Origin of the sequence: Streptomyces sp. NPDC088794 (assembly GCF_044750545.1) — a bacterium.
Lineage (GTDB): Bacteria > Actinomycetota > Actinomycetes > Streptomycetales > Streptomycetaceae > Streptomyces.
The window spans coordinates 179,917-197,204 of sequence record NZ_JBIVKB010000019.1; the positions used below are offsets into that span (position 1 = coordinate 179,917).

The following is a 17,288-nucleotide window of genomic DNA, read 5'->3' on the forward strand; positions in this document are numbered from 1 at the left end:
GGGCTTGTGGTGCGGGAGAGTTGTGCGGGGGTGGCGGGTTGGTGCGGTGGCGGGTTTCCGCCAGCGGGCTCGGTGGCACGAACGGGGTGTCGAAACCGGGGCAACTCCGAACGCCGTCCGGGACAATGAGGTTGATCGGTTCGCCGTGGACTACGGGGGCGTCGTGGATGGTTTGGTCGAGTTCAAGATGGACGACGGCGCCGTGGTCGCGGTCGAGGCCATGGAGGAGGAGCGCGGCTCCCGGCTGATCGGCCGCCGGCGCGAGGACGGCACGATCCAGGCGGCGCGCACCTTCGAGGGCGCGTTGGACGGAGTGCGCTCGGCGGCCGAGTCGGCGCTGCGGGTGTTCCGGGACGGCGCGCTCCAACCCGACGGTGTGGAGATCGAGTTCGGAGTGAAGTTGTCCGCCGAGGCGGGCGCGTTCATCGCCAAGGGGACGGCCGAGGGGCATCTGGTGGTCAAGCTGACATGGTCGCCGTCGCAGTCGCCCGCGCCCTCGCCGACGCCCGCGCCCTCGCGGGTGCCTTCGCCATCGCCCTCGCCCGACCGGGAGGTCGGTGGGTCCGCGTGATCCCCGGTGAGTGGCAGGCCCGCGTGGAGTGCGGCGGCCGACTGGTCGGCGCTGGCTTCCTGGTGACCGCGGACAAGGTGCTGACCTGCGCGCACGTCGTCCAGGACGGCGACCGGGCACCGGTGACCGTGTCCTTCCCGCAGCACCCGGGCGCGGACCCGGTCCCCGCGCGGGTCGTCGCGCGGGGCGGCTGGCCCGGACTCCGCGCCGACCGGGGCGACTTGGCCGTCCTCCAGCTGGCGAGCGAGGTCGCCATCGCCCCGGCGGTGCTCGCCCCGACCGACGCGGCGCACGGCGACCGCAGGCTGGTGGCGTACGGATTCCCGCAGGGGTACGACGATGACGGCACGCTCGCCGAGTACCGCACGGCGGGGCCCTTCCCGGTCATGGACGAGTGGATCCAGCTGGTGGCGTGGAGCGGGCACGGCCAGCCGCTGGTCGCCGGGTTCAGCGGTGCCGCGGTCATCCTCGTGGAGACCGGCGAGGTCGTCGGCATGGTCACGGCCGCGGACCGCGCCCGGGACGTACGCACCGGCCGCATGATGCCCACCCATGTCATCGCCCGCTACTGGCCCGACCTCAGCGACCTCGTGCCCTTCCGGGAGGGGATCGGGGCGGCCGGTCACGGGCCGAATGCAGGGACACGGGCCGGGGCACAGGCCGGGGCACGGCTCAACTCGACCAAGGCCGATGGCAATGGCCATGGCAATGGCACTGCTCCCGCTCACACCGACCGCGCCTCCCTCGACGACCTCACCCCCGCCGGTCTCGACCCCGCCGAAGTCCCCGCGCACGCCTCCCGCGCACGGCTCCGCGGGCTCGTGGAGAAGGCCGCCCGGGCCGGCCTGGACTGCGATCCGGTGCGGCTCTACCGGGACGCGGCCGGGGAGTTCGACCCCGAGCCGCCGGCCGAGGGGTTCGCGTCGCTGTGGGCGGCGGCCTGGTTCGTGCTGTGCGAGGTCGACGATCCGCGGACGTCCACGCGGTTCGCCGACCGGCTGGACGCGCTGCTGACCGTGCCGGTCCGGGCCGACGGGACGCCCGACTGGTCGCCGATCCTGGTGGAGGTGCGGCCCAGCGGCGCCGGCAACGACGTGTTCCGGGTCGAGGTGTCCGCGTACAGCGGCCGACGCCGCCATCTCGTCGCCTCGGGCACGGTCGCGGAGGACCGGCTGCCCGCCTATGTGCAGGACCACGTCGAGGAGGCGTTCCCGTATCTGCGGCCAGGCGCCGACGAGTTGATCGCGTTCGCGCTGCCCCGCGACCGGCTCGACCTGCCGGTGGACCGCTGGGGCAGCGCCCCGGACGATCCGACCCCGCTCGGCCGTACGTACCCCGTCGTCGTGACCGATCACGCCCGGCGCGCGGGCGGCAAACGGCATGTCCTGACCCGGGTGTGGGATCGACTGCGCTCCTACGAGGACGCGCCCGTGCAGCGCGTGGCGTGCGACTGTCCCGACAACCCCATGAAACTCCGCCGGCGGATGCGCCAACCCGACGCCTGCCTCGCGGGTTTCGCCGCCGCGTCCCCGACGGCCCGCACCCGCGCGCACTTCGAGGAGTCGGTCACCGCGCCGGCCCCGATGATCGTGTGGTCGCGCCGGGGCTGCGAGGGGGAGGCGGGCTGCGCGGGCTCGGGCGACTGTTCCGGCACGGCGTTCCTGGACGTGGTCGACGCCCACCTCTCGCACGTCTCCCCCGTCGAACTCCCGCGTGCGGTCCTGGAGTTGCGCGAGGAGGCCGACACCGAGGACGACCACTGGGCGCGGGACATCCAACTGCTGTGGGACGACCCGCACTGCTTCACCGACGAGCACGCCGGAGCCGTACACACGAGGTCCCCCCTGGCCTGACCACCACCCCGACCGTCCTTAACCGAGCCGAACACCGCACCTCCCGCCCGCAGACCGGAGATCCGTTTCATGCCGCACTGGTCCGTCTACACCGGCAGCAGCGAACCGCACGACGGGATCGCCGAGTTGCCCGCCCCGCCGCCGTGGCGCGCGTTCGACGGCGGCCCCGCGCTGCCGCCGCCCGGTGAGCGGGACGACGCGGCGGCGATCTCTCCGGACCGGGTGCACCGGGCACGGACGTACGTGGCGACCCCGGAGAGCGTCCAGTTGGTGAACGCGGCGCTGTGTCTGCGCCGCCCGCTGCTGGTCACGGGACCGCCCGGCACCGGCAAGTCCTCGCTGGCGTACGCGGTGGCGCGCGAGCTGCGCCTCGGTCCGGTCCTGCGCTGGAACATCACCAGCCGCAGCACCCTCGCCGACGGCCTCTACCAGTACGACCCGCTGTCCCGGCTGTACGCGGCCCGCCCCGGCCAGGAGGCCGACGGGCAGCCGCGCGGCGGGGTCGAGGACCACCTGCGGCTCGGCCCGCTCGGCACCGCGCTCCTCCCCTACGACCGCCCGCGCGCCCTCCTCGTCGACGAGATCGACAAGAGCGACCTCGACCTGCCCAACGACCTGCTGAACGTCCTGGAGGAGGGCCAGTACGAGATCCCCGAACTGGTCCGCGCCGCCCGCCACTCCGCCGACGGCACGGCCGAAGTCCTCGCGGACGGCACGGAGTCGGCGGTCACCGTGGACCACGGCCTGGTCCGCTGCCGCGCGTTCCCGTTCGTCGTACTGACCAGCAACGGCGAACGCGAGTTCCCGCCCGCCTTCCTGCGCCGTTGCGTCCGGCTGAAGCTGCGCCGCCCCGAGCGGGGGCAGCTCACCGAGATCGTCCGCGCCCACCTCGGCGACCCGGACGACCGTGCCGTGTCCCTGATCGAGGACTTCCTACGGCGCTCGGGCCGTGGCGAACTCGCCACCGACCAACTCCTCAACGCCATCTACCTGACCGGCGTCGCGGGCCTCGACGCGGGCTCACCGGAGGAACTGGCCGAGCAGTTGATGCCGTACCTCAGCGCGGCGGCGGACGGCGATGGCGTCTGATCCGGCGCCGGGTGACGGCAACTCCTCCGCCACCGACCGGCTGACGGCGCTGCTCGCCACGGCCGCAGGCCCCGACGGCACGACCCCGACACCGCGAGAGCTGGCGGAACTGCTGTGGCTGGCCCGACAGTTGGCTCCGGTCGGGTCGGACGAGAGGGACGGCGCCGACCGTGCGGGCCCGGTACCGACCGCGTCCTCACACCCTCCGACCACACCCCGTCCCGCCCCCACCGTCGTACCCCCGGCGTCCCCCAAGTCGTCTCCACCCGCCCCGACCCCCGACGGCCGAGTCCTCCTGCACCTCCCCAAACCGCCACCCACGCCACCGACTTCGGCCCCTTCCCCCACTCCGGACATCACGACCGACGGGCTCTTCCTCGCCCCCGCGCCGCCGATGCTCCACCACCCGCTCGCCCTGCAACGCGCCCTGCGCCCCCTCAAGCGCAAGGTGCCCGCGCGCCGTGCCCGGGTCCTCGACGAGTACGCCACCGCCGACCGCATCGCCCGGCTCGGGGCGCGTCCCGAAGCCTGGTTGCCCGTGCTGCGCCCGGCGCCCGACCGCTGGCTGCGGCTCAACCTCGTCCACGACACCGGCCCGACGATGCCGGTCTGGCGCCCTCTGGTGCGTGAACTGCACACCGCGCTCGCCCAGTCCGGCATCTTCCGCGCGGTCGCCCTGCACCCGGTCGGCCCCGACGGCCGGGCCCGGCAGGTGCCCGACCCCGCCGACGGCCGCACGGTCACCCTCGTCGTCAGCGACTGCATGGGCCCGCAGTGGCGCCCGGGTCCGGCGGGCGACCGCTGGTACCGGGCCCTGCACCGGTGGGCGGCCCGGATGCCGGTGTCCGTGCTCCAGCCGCTGCCCGAACACCTGTGGCCCACAACGGCCTTGCCCGCCGAGCCGGGCCTGCTCGCCGCCGCGACGGCGGTCGCTCCCACGGCACGGCTCGCCTTCACGCCCTTCGACCCGGACAGCCCTCGCGGCCCCCACATGGACACCGTCCTCCCGGTGTTGGAAGCAGGCCCGTCCTGGCTCGCCAACTGGGCCGCGCTGGTCGCGTCCCCGGGCGGCGCCCACACCCCGGGCGCGGCGGCCCGACTGCCCGCCCGCCCCGCGTCACCGGCCGAGCCCGCGGCCCCCGACATCGCCGAACTCCCGCCCCGCGACCTGGTCCTGCACTTCCGCTCGACGGCGTCCCCGGCGGCCTTCCGCCTGGCCGGCCACCTCGCCCTGGCCGACCCGTCCCTGCCGGTGATGCGTCTGGTCCAACACGCCCTGGAATCCAGCCCGCGCCCCCAGCACCTCGCCGAGATCATCCTCAGCGGCATGCTCACCACGATCCCGGGTCCGCCGGGGTCCTACGACTTCCGTCCCGGCGTACGGGATCTGCTGCTGCGGTCCCTGCCGCGCACGGCCCGGGGGCGAACGCGTGAATTCCTGGCCCGGGTGGGCGGGTTGATCGACGAGCGGGCGGGGCTGACGGCCGGGGAGTTCCGGGCGCGGGCCGGGGGGCGGGAGGCCGAGGCGATCGCGACGGTTCGGGAGGAGACGGTTCGGCGGTTGGGCGGGGAGCATCAGGGGCTGCTCGCGGGGCGGTACCGGCTGCGGGAAGGTGAGCGCCGTGCCTGGGATGAACAGGCGGGGCGCCCGGTGACCGTCCACCTGTACCCGGAAACCAGGCACGAGGAGTTCCTGGCCGCCGCACGCACGCTGGCAGATGTCCGGCATCCGAACGTCGCGCCGGTGCTGGACTTCGGTATCGAGGGCGAAACCCCCTATCTGGTCACCGAGTTCGTGGACGGAGTGCCCCTCACCGAACTGGAGCAGAGCGGCGGCCCCGGACTGTCCTTCCAGGTGTTCGCCCGGCTGGCGATCCAGGGAGTGGCGGGCTTGGAAGCCCTGCACGCACACGGACTGGTGCGTGGACAGGAGGGTCCTGGCGGGCTGACGCTACGGCCCGACGGCACCGTCGTGATCGACAGGTTCGCCCTGGGTGCGGAGTCCCTGGGCAAGGACGCGGACTCCGACTTCCGTGAATTCCTGGCGGTAATCAGGGAGTTGGCGCCACGTGTGATGGCGGCCGACGAGTTCGAGCGACTGATCGCCGACATCAGCGGCGAGGCCCTGCCCGCCCGGGAGGCGGCCGCACGGCTCGCGACGGCGGGCAACCCCGAACCCTGGACCTTCAGGATGCTCGGCCCGCTCCGGATCAGCCTCCCCGACGAACCGGACATCACGGTCCCCCTCGCCGACGCCCAGGCCCTGCTGTGCATGCTCCTGCTCAAGCAGGGCCGGCGGATCAGCTACGCCAAGCTCGCCGAGGGCATCTGGGACGAGCCGCCCGACGCCCGCGAGGCGGCTCGCCGCATCGACCTGTTCTGTTCCGAGGTGCTGCACCGTCTGGGCCCCGACATCCTCGCCGCCGCCCCCGACGGCTACACCCTGCGCACGCCGGCCGCCCACATCGACGTACTCCACTGCGAGCGACTCCTCGCCCGCCGCACCCCCGAACAGGACCCCCGAACGGAACGCGCCCTGATCCAGGAGGCCTTGGACCTCTGGTACGGCGAGCCCCTCGACGGCGTCCCCGGCCCCGCCGCCAAGGCGACCCGCGCCCACCTGCACACCCTCCGCCTCACCCTGTGCGCCACCCGCGCCCGACTCGACCTGGACCTCGGCGACTTCGAGCAGGCGGCCGGCGACCTCGCGTCCCTCCTCCAGGAACACCCGGACCGGGAGGACTTCCGCTGGCTGCACATCCTGGCGCTGAAGGGCATGGGCCGGATCGCGGAGGCCATCGAGTCGTACGAGTCCTACGCGGAGGTCAGGGCCCGGCAGCACGGCGACCCCATCGACCCCGCCCTGCACGAGCTGTACCAGGAGCTTCGCGCCTCGCCCGAGCGCGGCCGGCCCACGATCGTCTTCGACGCGCCCGGTCTGAGCGAACACCCGCAGGCCCGGCACGCCTTGGGCCGTGCGGTGACCGGGCTGCTCTCGTCGCCGGACCTCACCCCGCACGAGTACGACGTGACGGCCCGCACCGACGGCTATGTCGTCCTGGCCGAACCCGAGGCGGACATCCTGCCTCTCCTCGACGCGGTCCTGCGTGAACTCCCGCAGGGGCTCGGCGACTTGGAGGACCCGCCGCCGTTCCGGGTGGTCTTCTGGCACGGTCCGTGGTTCACGGGCCCCGACCAGTCCGGCGTACCGAGCCATCTGGCGACCGCCTTCGCGCGCCACGAGGCCGACATCCTGGTCGTCCTCTCCCCCGTCCTGCACGAGGAGTTCTCGCGCACCTCGACCGTCCCCCTCTTCGAACCGTTCCGGATGGGCTCGCCGAACTCCCAGCCCCTGTCCTGGTACCGCCCGTTGCACCTGCCGTCACCCGACCCGGAGCCGGAGCCGGAATCCCGGGACCTGGTGAGCGGGCCGTTCACCACGCCCGACATCGCCCGCCTCGAACCGCCCGACGCGGGCCGCACGGCCATCGTCCACACCCGCCCGGACGGCCCGATCACCCTCCTCAACCCGCACCAGCCCTGGGGCACCCGTCCCCCGCGCCTGACCACGTACTACGAGATCGACCTCACCACGCAGCAGGCCGACTACGAGGTCTCACTGCCGAGTTCGGGCGGCGGCACGTTCACCACGGCGGTCGAGCTGTCCTGGCACGTGGACGACCCGCTCGCCTTCTTCCTCGGCGAGACCGCCAACGTCTCCGCGCTCCTGCTCGACCACTTCCTCAAGGAGGCGTCCCGCATCAGCCGGCGCCATCCCCTGCGGCGCGCGGGCGCGGCCCAGCAGGCCGTGCGCGCCGGGCTGCGCAGGTGGCCGGTGCCGGGCCTCTCGGTGTCGTTCGCGGCGAGCCTGTCCCCGGAGGGCGACCAGCAGCCGCCTCGAAGCCGGCCGGCGGTGGCGGACGACTCACCGGCCGGCCTCCTGCGGAACGCGCGGACCGTACTGATCGGCTTCGACGGCGTCCTCACCAGGCTGTTCTCCCCGAACTCCGCGCGCAAGGCGGTGAACAGCATGCTCGCCGACATCGCCGAGCACCGCGGCCGACCGGTGACGGAGTCGTTCCGGCACCCCTTGGACGTGCTGCGCGCCTTCGCCTTCACCGACGTCGCGGAGATCCTGTACCACCGCCTCAACCAGCTCGAAATGCACGCGGCGCACTCTTCCCCGCAGACCGACTACGCCACCGCCCTGCTCGTCGCCCTGCGGACCTCCGGCCGCCGTGTCCACGTGGTCACCGATGTGTACGAGGACGCCGTCGACCGGCATCTGTCGCGCCACTCGCTGACATCGTCGGTGGACACCGTGACGGGTCGCGCCCGGGATCCGCGGTTGCTGATGCCCGACCTGGACTGTCTGCGCCGTTCGCTGCGCACCGCGCCCGAGCTGGATCCGGCCCCCCGGGCCGTGCTGATCAGCTCGTCCGTCACGGAACGGGACGCGGCACTCGAACTGGGGCTCGGCTTCATCGGCTACGCCGAGACCCGCACCGGCGAGGACGAGCTCCGCGCGGCGGGCTGCCAGGTGGTGACCCACTCGCTCATGGAGCTGGCCGACACGGCGTACAGCCAGCGCCCCGAGCGAAGCTAACGCGGACCTTACATGAGACATTCCCGACAAATTACCCATTCAGCCGCACCCCACCCGGCCCCCCACAAAAGGCGCCCCCACCCCCACCCCCGCACGATGCGAGTGAGGCCCGCCACCCGGTGCGGCCCACGGAACGAGGTCCGCCATCCCGCGGCGGCCCACGGTCTGCGCTCTCGGGAGGACCTAGCCATGACCGCCAGTCTGGAGCAGTTGCGCCGCTGCCATTTCGCCGTCGACCTGGGGGCGGCCCGGACCCGCGTCTATGTGAAGGGCGCCGGACTCGTCGTGGACCAGCCCTCCGCCGCCGCCATCAACACCCGCACCGGCGCCCTGATCGCCGTGGGCGAGTTCGCCGAGAAGATGACCGGCCGCACCCCGGACTACATCCGCGTCGTCCGCCCCGTCTCCGGCGGCACCGTCGTCGACATCGAGATGGCGCAGCGCATGCTGCGGCATCTGCTCGGCGACAAGATCCGCCGCAATCTGCGCCGCAAGCCCCGCCTGCGGGCCGCGGCCTGCACCCCGCACGACGCCGATCCACTGGCCCAGCGGGCGGCGATCGAGACCCTGGTCGGGCTCGGCGCGCGCCGCGTCGAGCTCGTCGACACCCTGATCGCCGCCGCCGTCGGCTGCGGACTGCCCGTCGAACGGCCCGAGGCCACCATGATCATGGTGTGCGGGGCGGCGGCGACGCAGGTCGCCGTGCTCTCCCTCGGCTCGATCGTCACCGCCGAGCGCATCCCGGTCGGCGGTGAGGCCGTCGACCACGCGATCGTCCAACACCTGCGCCACGAGCACGAGTTGATGCTCCCGAGCCAGTCCGTACGGCCGCTCCAGCTCGCCCTCTCCGGCAACGGCCTCACCGCCCAGGGCCCGGCGTCCACCGAGATCCACGGCCGGGACGTCGCCACCGGCCTGGCCCGTTGCGTCCAGGTCGACACCGCCGCCGTGCGGGACGCGATCGAGACGCCGCTCACCGCGGTGCTCGACGGTATCGGCCGGGTGCTGCGCAACTGCCCGCCCGACCTGGTCGCCGACCTCGCCGACCGCGGCATCATGATGGTCGGCGGCAGCGCCCTGCTCCCCGGTCTCGACCAGATGCTCCGGCACGCCACCGGCATGCCGGTGCACATCGCCGAACGCCCCGACGTCTGTGCCGTACAGGGCCTCGGCGCCATGCTGGAGGGCAAGATCGAGCCGCTGGTGCTCGACCCGCTGGCCACCTGAGCACCGTACGAGACACCCCCGACCGGGCACCCGGCATGACCGACCACCTGCCACCGCTGCTGGAGGCCGTCCTGGGCGTGGGTACCGACCTCGAACTGCGCACCACCCTCCAGCACATCGTGGACAGTGCGGCCGAACTGACGGGTGCGCGGTACGCGGTGCTCGGCACCACGAATCCCGGGCAGGACGGTCTGACCGAGATCCGTACGCCGGGCGACGCCGTCCCGCGCTCCCCCGGCGCCCCGGCCCTCAGCGTGCCCATCCACGTGCACGAGGAGACCTTCGGTGAGCTGCACCTCGCCGGCAAGCGGGGCGAGGTGCCGTTCAGCGCGGAGGACGAGCAACTGCTGCACGTGCTCGCCGCGCAGGCCGGTATCGCGATCGGCAACGCCCGGCTGTACGAGGCGGCCCGGCAGCGCGAACGCTGGATCGAGGGGGCCGCGGCCGTCACCACCGCGCTGCTCACCGGCGAGCAGGCGGCGGACGCGCTGGAGACGGTCGCCGAGCGCGCCCGCATCCTCGCCGACGCCTCCGCCGGGATCATCCTGGAACCCACCGAGGACGGCGGCATGGAGATCGTGGCCGCCTCCACCCACCAGGACCCGGGCGACATCCTCGGCACCACCATCGAGCCCGGCAGTCCGGTCCTGGTCCAACTCCTGGGCGGGGAACCGGTGTTCATCGACGACTCGGCGACCGACCCGAGGATGACCACGCATGTACGGCACCGGTTCGGGCCCAGCATGATGCTGCCGCTGCGGGCGGAGGACCGGCTGATCGGCACCCTCGCCCTGCCCCGCGCGCGCGGCGACCGCCCGTACACCTCCGTCGAGCGGCTGCTGGCCACCCAGTTCGCCTCGCAGGCCGCGCTCGCCCTGGTCCTGGCCGACGCCCAGCACCGGCGCGCCCGCCTCGCCGTCTACGAGGACCGCGACCGTATCGCCCGCGACCTGCACGACCTGGTCGTCCAACGGCTGTTCGCCACCGGCATGATGCTGGAGTCCACCCAGCGCAAGGGGCCCGTCGACGCGGTGCACGCGACCCTAGGCCGGGCCGTCGACGAACTCCAGTCGACGATCCAGGAGGTCCGCACCGCGATCTACGCCCTCCAGCAACCCCCCGCGGAGGCCCCAACCGGCCTACGAGGCAAGGTGCTTCGCGAAACGTCCGCCTCCGCCGCCGTGCTCGGCCGCAGCCCCTCCACCCGGTTCACCGGACCGGTGGACAGCCGCGTCCCGGACCGCACCGCCGGCCACCTCCTCACCGCCCTGCGCCGCGCCCTCACCGGCGCCACCCAACGCCCCGGCGTCTCCCACGTGGAGGTCGTGATCGACGTGACGACCAAACTCCCGGACGGCCGTGACGCCGTACGCCTGACGGTCTCCGACGACGGGCCGACGAAGGACGGGAGCACGGGGACGACGGTGAGTTGGCAGGCACCGCTGTGAACTCCCGGTCCCGCAAACGCCATCGGCCATGAAACTCCGTCAGCGGCGGAACCAACACCGCACAGTGGTCCCCCCAGGCCCCGTGTGCAGCCGTACGAGATCCGCCAGCAGGTTCACCAGCAGCAGCCCCCGTCCGCCGCGTCGAGCCCGCGGAGCGGGGCGGCGGCCGGCCAGGGGGTCGGTGAGGTGGCCCTTGTCGCGTACCTCGCAGACCACGAACCCGTCCTCGGCCCACAGCCGCAGCGCGCCCGAACCCCCGCCGTGCAGCACGCTGTTGGTGGTCAGTTCGGCGATGGCCAGGGCCAGGTCCGGCAGTCGGGCGGGCGACAGACCGAGCCGGGCGCCCTCGTCGGTGGCCAGGTGCCGGGTCTCGCTGAGCGCCTCGGCGTCGAAGGCGAGGGCCAGGACGTCCGGCACGGGCGGGAGGGGCTGGTTGTAGCGGGCGAGCGCGGCGTCGGGGGCGTAGCTGTCGCTGCCTTGGGCCCGTCCGGAGCCGGCGTCGAGGATCACCGGGTGGGTGGCGCGGATGTCGGCGCCGGCCTGCGGGGCGAGGTGCCGCATGTCGTACGGGCACATGACGGTCGCCCTGCGGCCCAGGAAGGAGAGGTTGATCAGCGCCTCGTGCTGGACGCAGGCCGCGTACTCGGTCGCCGTGCGGTCGGCCCACACCGGCTCTCCGACGATCCGCACCTGCGTGCCGGGGGGCTGGGTGTCGGCGAAGGCGCGCAGTATGCCGGGGATGATCCGGCCGGGGTTGCGGCCGGCCTCCCGCATGTCGACGAGGCGCAGCGCGGGGTCGGTGCCGAACTCGTCCTGGATCAGCCGGAGTCTCTCGGTGGGCACCGCCACCACGACGGGCTCACCGGCCGCGAGCGCGCCCCGTACGAAGGGCAGGACGCCGTCGAGGTACTCGCGTTCGTCCCGGTAGAACAGGGCGAGATGCGCGAACGGGCCGGGCGGGTAGGGGGGTTCGGGAGGCTCGCGCGGCCCGGCCGGGAATCTCCGGTCGCCGTCGTCTCGAACGCCGCTGTCCACACCGTCTCCCCACTGATGCTCCGGACGCTGATGTCTGGACGGCCTCCCTACCGATACCTGGACGACAGCGCGCCTACCCCGGACTCGGCCGGTCAATCCCGGAGACCTGGTGTAGCCCGCCGTTCGAAGGGCAGGCGCAGTTCCAGCACTTCAACGTCGTGCCGACCGTCGAAAGCGGCGAGGGGGGACATGACCACAGTGGCACACACATCTCTCGCGGGGCTGCCGAACAGCCCGGCCAGGACGCGGTCCGAGTTACCGGACCGCACCGGCGTCGAGCAACTTCACCTGCTGCGCCGGGAGGTCGAACAGCTCCGCAGGGCAATCGCCTCCCGCCCGGTCATCGACCAGGCAAGAGGCGTCCTGATGGCCACGCACGCGTGCTCCTCGGAGGAGGCGTGGGAGATCCTGCGGGAGGCCTCCCAACTGTCCAACACCAAGCTGCGCACGGTCGCGGCGGCGGTCACGGCCGGTGCCAGGACCGGGGGCCCGCCCCTGCCGCCCGAGGTACGCGGCGCCCTGCGCACGGCACTTGCCCGCCGCCCGGTCTGAGTCCGGACTGCGTCAAGTACGGCGGGACTCGACGCGAAGTCCGTACGGCGGGACTCGACTCGACTCCAACTCAGTACGGCAGGATCCGCCCCGACGGAGTCCTGCGGTCGATCTGCTGGTCCCGGGCGTCCCTGGAGTCCCTGGAGGACGTCGCGGACCCCGGACGGCGGCTGACGCGCACACGGATCTGGCGATTCATGACACCCTCCTCGGACTCACCGGCTCCTGCCTGATACCCACCAGCCTGGTCCCTGTACCCCACCGGCACATCGTGCCTTCGGAGGCTCCTGACCTGCCCCTCCAGCACTACCCCGCGCCACGCCCGCTACTCCCGGGGAATGAGATCACCCCTACTCCTCACGCCGGAGCGTTTGTCCCGCGGACGACAGGGGCAGAGGGCGGGCATGGTCGGTGAGCAGGGCACGGACGGGAACCAGGCGCCCTACGCCGCCGGTCTGCGGACCCCGGCGCGCGAGTACGACGACGTCGCACTGCCCGTCGAGGGCACACTGCCGCCCTGGCTGTCGGGGACGCTGCTGCGCAACGGGCCCGCCCGCTTCGAGGTCGGCGACCGCTCCTTCCGGCACTGGTTCGACGGCCAGGCGATGATCCACCGCTTCCACATCGCCGCCGCCGGAGTGTCGTACACGAACCGCTACCTCGCCACCCCGGCCCGTACGGCCTCACTCGCCAACGGCCGTATCTCGTACGGGGAGTTCGCGACGGACCCGTGCCGCTCCATCTTCCAGCGGCTGTTCACGCTCTTCTCCCCGCCGCCGGCCTCGGGCAACACCAACGTGAACATAGTCCGGTTCGGCGAGCGGACCCTGGCGCTGACGGAGACGCCACTGCCGGTCGAGTTCGACCCCGCCACGCTGGAGACCCTGGGCGTCCGAGGCTACGAGGACCACCTCGGCAGCACCCCGGTCACCACGGCCCACCCTCATCTGGAGCCGGGCGCCGATCACTTGGTCAACTACTCGATCCGCTTCGGGCGCACCAGCCACTACCTGATCCACCGTCAGCGCGCCGAGTCCGCCGCACTGCGTGAGGTCGTGGCCGAGAAACAGGTCACCCACCCGTCGTACATGCACAGCTTCGCGATCACGCCCTCGTACGCCGTGCTCGTCGAATTCCCTTACCGCGTCAACCCGTTGGCGCTGCTGCTGAGCGGCCGTCCGTTCATCGAGAACTACCGCTGGCGGCCCGACGACCCCACCCGGATCACCCTCTTCTCCCTCACCGACGGCAGCGTGGCCGGGGAGTTCGAGGCACCGGCGATGTTCGCGTTCCACCACATCAACGCGTACGAGGAGGAGGCGGCGGAGGTGGAGGGCGCGGACGGCGGTACGAGCGGAGCCGGCGGCACCGGCGGCACGGTCGTCCTCGACCTCTGCGCCTATCCCGACCCCGAGATCATCCAGGCCCTCTACCTGGACCGGCTCCGCACGGTCGGCCCGGTCCCGCAGGCCCTGCCGACCCGCCTGCGCGTGGACCGCGGGACCGGCCGGGTCACGGTCACCCGCCTCTCCGACGAGCCCCTCGAACTCCCCCGCATCGACTACCGCCGCCGCAACGGCCACCCGTACCGGTACACGTACGGAGTCGGCGCACGCGACCACGGGGGCGACGACTTCTTCGACCAGCTGGTCAAACTGGACGTGAGCTCCGGCGAGACGCTCACCTGGCACGAGCCGGGCAGCTATCCCGGGGAGCCGGTGTTCGTGGCGGCACCTAGGGTGACGGACAAAGACACCGACGGGAACGCCGAGGAGACCATCACCGGCGAGGACAGCGCCGAAGACAACGGCGTCATCCTGTCCGTCGTCCTGGATTCCGCCGCGCAGTCCTCGTATCTCCTGGTCCTGGACGCGACGACCTTCACGGAACTGGCCCGCGCCCGGGTCCCGCAGCCGGTCCCTTTCGGCTTCCACGGCGTCTTCACGCGCGGTTAGCGGCGCCCGCCGCCCCCAGCGGGCGCACACTGGAGGACGACCAGGAGGAGCCATGCGCATTCCCCTACGCCTCCCTCGCTCAGCCGCCCCGCCCGTCCCGGCCGGTCCGCCCCGGTCCGCGCAGGTGCGGGCGCTGGTCGCCGTCCTGGACGACGCGGTCGCCGCGCAGCGCCCGGCCGACGAGGCGGTGGCCGCGTGCGGCGAGCCCGGGCCCGTGTCCCGCCAGACCGCGCGGGACTGCGGCCTCCAGAGCATCGCCCTGCACCGCCTGCGCACCCGGCTGCAGGACCTCCGGCTCACCGACCCGGACCTGGTACTGGCCCAGGCCCAGGCGGCCCGGCTGCTCTCCTACGACCTGTGGATGCTGCGCGAATCCCTGGACCTCGCCTTCACCGTCCACCGCGACGCCCGCACCGAGGCGGCCCGGCTCCGCCTCAACGGGCTGGGCCGGCGAGCGGACGATCTGCGGCGACTGCGGGACGGGCTGCGGGCCGAGGTCCGTTGACGGGCCAGTCCCTGTAGTCGGGGGTCGATCCTTGCCGTTGGGCGTCAGTCCTTGTAGTCGGGGGCGACGCGCTCGACGAGGCGGAGCAGTGCCGACCAGGCGAGGTCGTACGCCTTGTCGTCCTGGAGGTCCGAACTGTCGTCCTCGCCCGCGAGTTGGCGTGCGGTGAGTGCGCAGACGTCCGGGTCCGGGACGACGAGCTTGGCACCCCCGGCGGTGGCCGTGGTCTGGATCTCGCAGGCCTTGTCCAGGTAGTACATGCGAAGGAACGCCTGGGCCGGGGTCTCGCCGACGGTGAGCAGGCCGTGGTTGCGCAGGATCATCGCGGGGTGCCGGCCGAGGTCGGCGACCAGGCGCCGTTGTTCGGCGAGGTTGAGGGCGACGCCCTCGTAGGCGTGGTAGCCGAGCCGGCCGTAGAACTCCATGGAGATCTGGTTGAGCGGGAGCAGCCCCTCCTCCTGGGCCGCGACGGCGCAGCCGGCCCTGGTGTGGGTGTGCAGGACGCAGTGCGCGTCGGCGCGGGCGGCGTGGACGGCGCTGTGGATGACGAAGCCGGCGGGGTTGACCGGGTGGGGGGAGTCCTCGACGGGGTGACCGGACAGGTCGATCTTGACGAGGTCGGACGCGGTGATCTCCTCGAAGAGGAGGCCGTAGGGGTTGATCAGGAAGTGGTGCTCCGGGCCGGGGAGGCGGGCGGAGATGTGCGTGAAGATCAGGTCGGTCATCCTGAAGTGCGCCACGAGCCGGTAGACGGCGGCGAGTTCACGGCGCAGCCGGAGTTCTTCCGAGGAGGTGGCGGTGGCGGACATCGCGGGCATGGGGACCTTCCGATGGGATACGGCACGTGCGGGTGCGGGTGAGTGTGGGGGGTGGGGGGCTTCCGCCTCAGTAGGTCAGACCGTGCTCAACTCCGGTGCGACGGCGGCCGGTTCGCCCGCCAGGCGGCGGCGCCACGCCTCGACCACGGCGACCTCGGTCGGCCTGGTGAGGAGGCTGACGGTCACATAGGCGACGAGGCCGGCCAACAGGCCGTAGTAGATCGGCTCGTTGGCGAGGAGTCCGTCGGTCACCATGAGGACGATCACCGTGGTGCCGCCCGCGATCATGGAGGCCATGGCGCCGGGCAGGTTGCCGCGCTTCCAGACGAGGCCGCCGAGGATGGGCACGAGCAGGCCGCCGACCAGCAGGTTGTAAGCGACGGTGAGGGCTTCGATGACGTCACCGAGGACACAGGCGATGCCCATGGCGGTCACACCGAGGACGACGATGGCGAGCCGGTTGGCGGCGATCTCGTCATGCTCCGTCGCCGCCGCGTCGTGAACCCTTGATGCCGTACGGCCGCGCAGCCGGGCCCAGATGTCGTTGTTGGCGACGGTCGCGGAGGCGATCAGGGCGCCGCTCGCGGTGGACATCATCGCGGAGAGGGCCGCGGCGAGCACCAGACCCCGGATGCCGGTGGGCAGGGCGTGCCGGACGATCGTCGCGAACGCGTCGTCGGCGCTGGGAAGTTGGGGGTAGAGGGCCTTGGTCGCCATGCCGATGACGGCGCCCGCGAGGGCGTAGACCAGGCAGTAGACGCCGGCGACGGTACCGCCCCAGGAGGCGACCCTGTCGGAGCGGGCGGTGAAGACGCGCTGCCAGATGTCCTGCCCGATGAGCATGCCGAAGGTGTAGATCAGCACGAAGGTGACGATGGTCTGGCCGCCGATGGAGGTCGGGGAGAGATAGCCGTCCGGCAAGTTGTCGGCCAGGGCACCGAAGCCGCCGGCCTTCACCACGGCGATGGGCAGCAGCAGGACGAGCACACCGATGCTCTTGACCACGAACTGCACCATGTCCGTGAGGGTGATGGACCACATCCCGCCGAGCGCCGAGTAGCCGACGACGATCGTCCCGCCGATCACCACGGCGACCCAACGCGGCACGTCGAACAGGACGTCGAAGACGCTGGCGTAGGCGATCGTGGAGGTCACGGCCAGCATGAGGGTGTAGATCCACATCACGACGCCGGAGATCACGGCGGCGGTGTCGCCGTAGCGCAGGGAGAGCATCTCGGCGACGGTGTAGACCTTCAGGCGGGCGATGCGGGCCGAGAAGAAGATGCTCAGCGCCAGCAGTCCGAGGCCGATGGCGAAGACCATGGCGGCGCCGGAGATGCCGTAGGTGTAGCCGAGGCGTACGCCGCCGATGGTGGAGGCGCCGCCGAGGACGACGGCGGCCATCGTGCCGGTGTAGAGGAGCGGGCCGAGCCGCCGTCCGGCGACGAGGAAGTCGCTCTTGGACGCGGCACGTTTCTTGCCCCACCAGCCGACGCCGATGATGCCCAGCAGGTATACGGCCATGACGAGGTAGTCGACGGTCATCTGATCCTCCGGGGAGCGGAAAGGGGACGCGAGGAGAGGAGAGGAGAAGTGAGGGGGAAGGCGGGGCGGCGACCGGGTGGGGGC

The 17,288-nt window shown here is 72.5% G+C and carries 12 protein-coding genes and 1 pseudogene; 9 read left to right on the forward strand and 4 right to left on the reverse strand.

Going from position 1 to position 17,288, the window contains the following annotated elements:
- Nucleotides 1-163 precede the first annotated feature (163 nt).
- From ACIP6U_RS40865 to ACIP6U_RS40890, 6 genes are all read left to right on the forward strand, one after another.
- A complete protein-coding gene (locus tag ACIP6U_RS40865) occupies nt 164-571 on the forward strand; it encodes a CU044_2847 family protein (protein ID WP_401727826.1) in 408 nt (135 codons plus the stop codon).
- Nucleotides 469-2,424, forward strand: coding sequence for a trypsin-like peptidase domain-containing protein (locus ACIP6U_RS40870; RefSeq protein WP_401727827.1), 1,956 nt, complete (start codon nt 469-471; stop codon nt 2,422-2,424). The genes ACIP6U_RS40865 and ACIP6U_RS40870 overlap by 103 nt, the downstream gene beginning before the upstream one ends.
- A gap of 69 nt (nt 2,425-2,493) precedes the next feature.
- On the forward strand, nt 2,494-3,513 hold the full coding sequence (locus ACIP6U_RS40875; RefSeq protein WP_401727828.1) for an AAA family ATPase: 1,020 nt from the start codon (nt 2,494-2,496) through the stop codon (nt 3,511-3,513).
- Nucleotides 3,503-8,119: an SAV_2336 N-terminal domain-related protein gene (locus ACIP6U_RS40880; RefSeq protein WP_401727829.1), complete on the forward strand. Its 4,617-nt coding sequence runs from the start codon at nt 3,503-3,505 to the stop codon at nt 8,117-8,119. The genes ACIP6U_RS40875 and ACIP6U_RS40880 overlap by 11 nt, the downstream gene beginning before the upstream one ends.
- Before the next feature lie 189 nt (nt 8,120-8,308).
- The gene (locus ACIP6U_RS40885) at nt 8,309-9,346 is read left to right on the forward strand and encodes a rod shape-determining protein (RefSeq protein WP_401727830.1); all 1,038 of its coding nucleotides are present in this window, start codon (nt 8,309-8,311) and stop codon (nt 9,344-9,346) included.
- 35 nt (nt 9,347-9,381) lie between these two features.
- Nucleotides 9,382-10,794: a GAF domain-containing protein gene (locus ACIP6U_RS40890; protein WP_401727831.1), complete on the forward strand. Its 1,413-nt coding sequence runs from the start codon at nt 9,382-9,384 to the stop codon at nt 10,792-10,794.
- A 39-nt stretch (nt 10,795-10,833) separates the two neighbouring features.
- Here the strand turns inward: ACIP6U_RS40890 and ACIP6U_RS40895 are convergent, their stop codons facing one another.
- A complete protein-coding gene (locus ACIP6U_RS40895; RefSeq protein WP_401727832.1) occupies nt 10,834-11,829 on the reverse strand; it encodes an anti-sigma factor RsbA family regulatory protein in 996 nt (331 codons plus the stop codon).
- 276 nt (nt 11,830-12,105) lie between these two features.
- Here ACIP6U_RS40895 and ACIP6U_RS40900 point away from each other — a divergent pair.
- Nucleotides 12,106-12,381, forward strand: a pseudogene (locus ACIP6U_RS40900) (ANTAR domain-containing protein); the annotation flags it as partial.
- Nucleotides 12,382-12,451: 70 nt separating this feature from the next.
- On the opposite strand, the gene ACIP6U_RS40905 reads toward ACIP6U_RS40900, so the two are convergent.
- A complete protein-coding gene (locus ACIP6U_RS40905) occupies nt 12,452-12,580 on the reverse strand; it encodes a hypothetical protein (protein ID WP_280876486.1) in 129 nt (42 codons plus the stop codon).
- A 205-nt stretch (nt 12,581-12,785) separates the two neighbouring features.
- Here ACIP6U_RS40905 and ACIP6U_RS40910 point away from each other — a divergent pair, with 205 nt between their 5' ends.
- On the forward strand, nt 12,786-14,336 hold the full coding sequence (locus ACIP6U_RS40910; RefSeq protein WP_401727833.1) for a carotenoid oxygenase family protein: 1,551 nt from the start codon (nt 12,786-12,788) through the stop codon (nt 14,334-14,336).
- Nucleotides 14,337-14,388: 52 nt separating this feature from the next.
- Complete coding sequence (locus ACIP6U_RS40915; protein WP_401727834.1) at nt 14,389-14,841, forward strand: hypothetical protein; 453 nt, start codon at nt 14,389-14,391, stop codon at nt 14,839-14,841.
- A gap of 44 nt (nt 14,842-14,885) precedes the next feature.
- On the opposite strand, the gene ACIP6U_RS40920 is transcribed toward ACIP6U_RS40915, so the two are convergent.
- The gene (locus ACIP6U_RS40920) at nt 14,886-15,650 is read right to left on the reverse strand and encodes a class II aldolase/adducin family protein (RefSeq protein ID WP_401727863.1); all 765 of its coding nucleotides are present in this window, start codon (nt 15,648-15,650) and stop codon (nt 14,886-14,888) included.
- A gap of 84 nt (nt 15,651-15,734) precedes the next feature.
- Nucleotides 15,735-17,204 (reverse strand): sodium:solute symporter, encoded by a 1,470-nt coding sequence (locus ACIP6U_RS40925; RefSeq protein ID WP_401727835.1) that lies wholly within the window; start codon nt 17,202-17,204, stop codon nt 15,735-15,737.
- Between the last annotated feature and the right edge of the window lie 84 nt (nt 17,205-17,288).

Coding starts and splice junctions, on each gene's coding strand:
- ACIP6U_RS40870 (WP_401727827.1), top strand. CDS start 469: ATGGTCGCCGTCGCAGTCGCCCGCGCCCTCGCCGACGCCCGCGCCCTC.
- ACIP6U_RS40875 (WP_401727828.1), top strand. CDS start 2,494: ATGCCGCACTGGTCCGTCTACACCGGCAGCAGCGAACCGCACGACGGG.
- ACIP6U_RS40880 (WP_401727829.1), top strand. CDS start 3,503: ATGGCGTCTGATCCGGCGCCGGGTGACGGCAACTCCTCCGCCACCGAC.
- ACIP6U_RS40885 (WP_401727830.1), top strand. CDS start 8,309: ATGACCGCCAGTCTGGAGCAGTTGCGCCGCTGCCATTTCGCCGTCGAC.
- ACIP6U_RS40890 (WP_401727831.1), top strand. CDS start 9,382: ATGACCGACCACCTGCCACCGCTGCTGGAGGCCGTCCTGGGCGTGGGT.
- ACIP6U_RS40905 (WP_280876486.1), bottom strand. CDS start 12,580: ATGAATCGCCAGATCCGTGTGCGCGTCAGCCGCCGTCCGGGGTCCGCG.
- ACIP6U_RS40910 (WP_401727833.1), top strand. CDS start 12,786: ATGGTCGGTGAGCAGGGCACGGACGGGAACCAGGCGCCCTACGCCGCC.
- ACIP6U_RS40915 (WP_401727834.1), top strand. CDS start 14,389: ATGCGCATTCCCCTACGCCTCCCTCGCTCAGCCGCCCCGCCCGTCCCG.
- ACIP6U_RS40920 (WP_401727863.1), bottom strand. CDS start 15,650: ATGTCCGCCACCGCCACCTCCTCGGAAGAACTCCGGCTGCGCCGTGAA.
- ACIP6U_RS40925 (WP_401727835.1), bottom strand. CDS start 17,204: ATGACCGTCGACTACCTCGTCATGGCCGTATACCTGCTGGGCATCATC.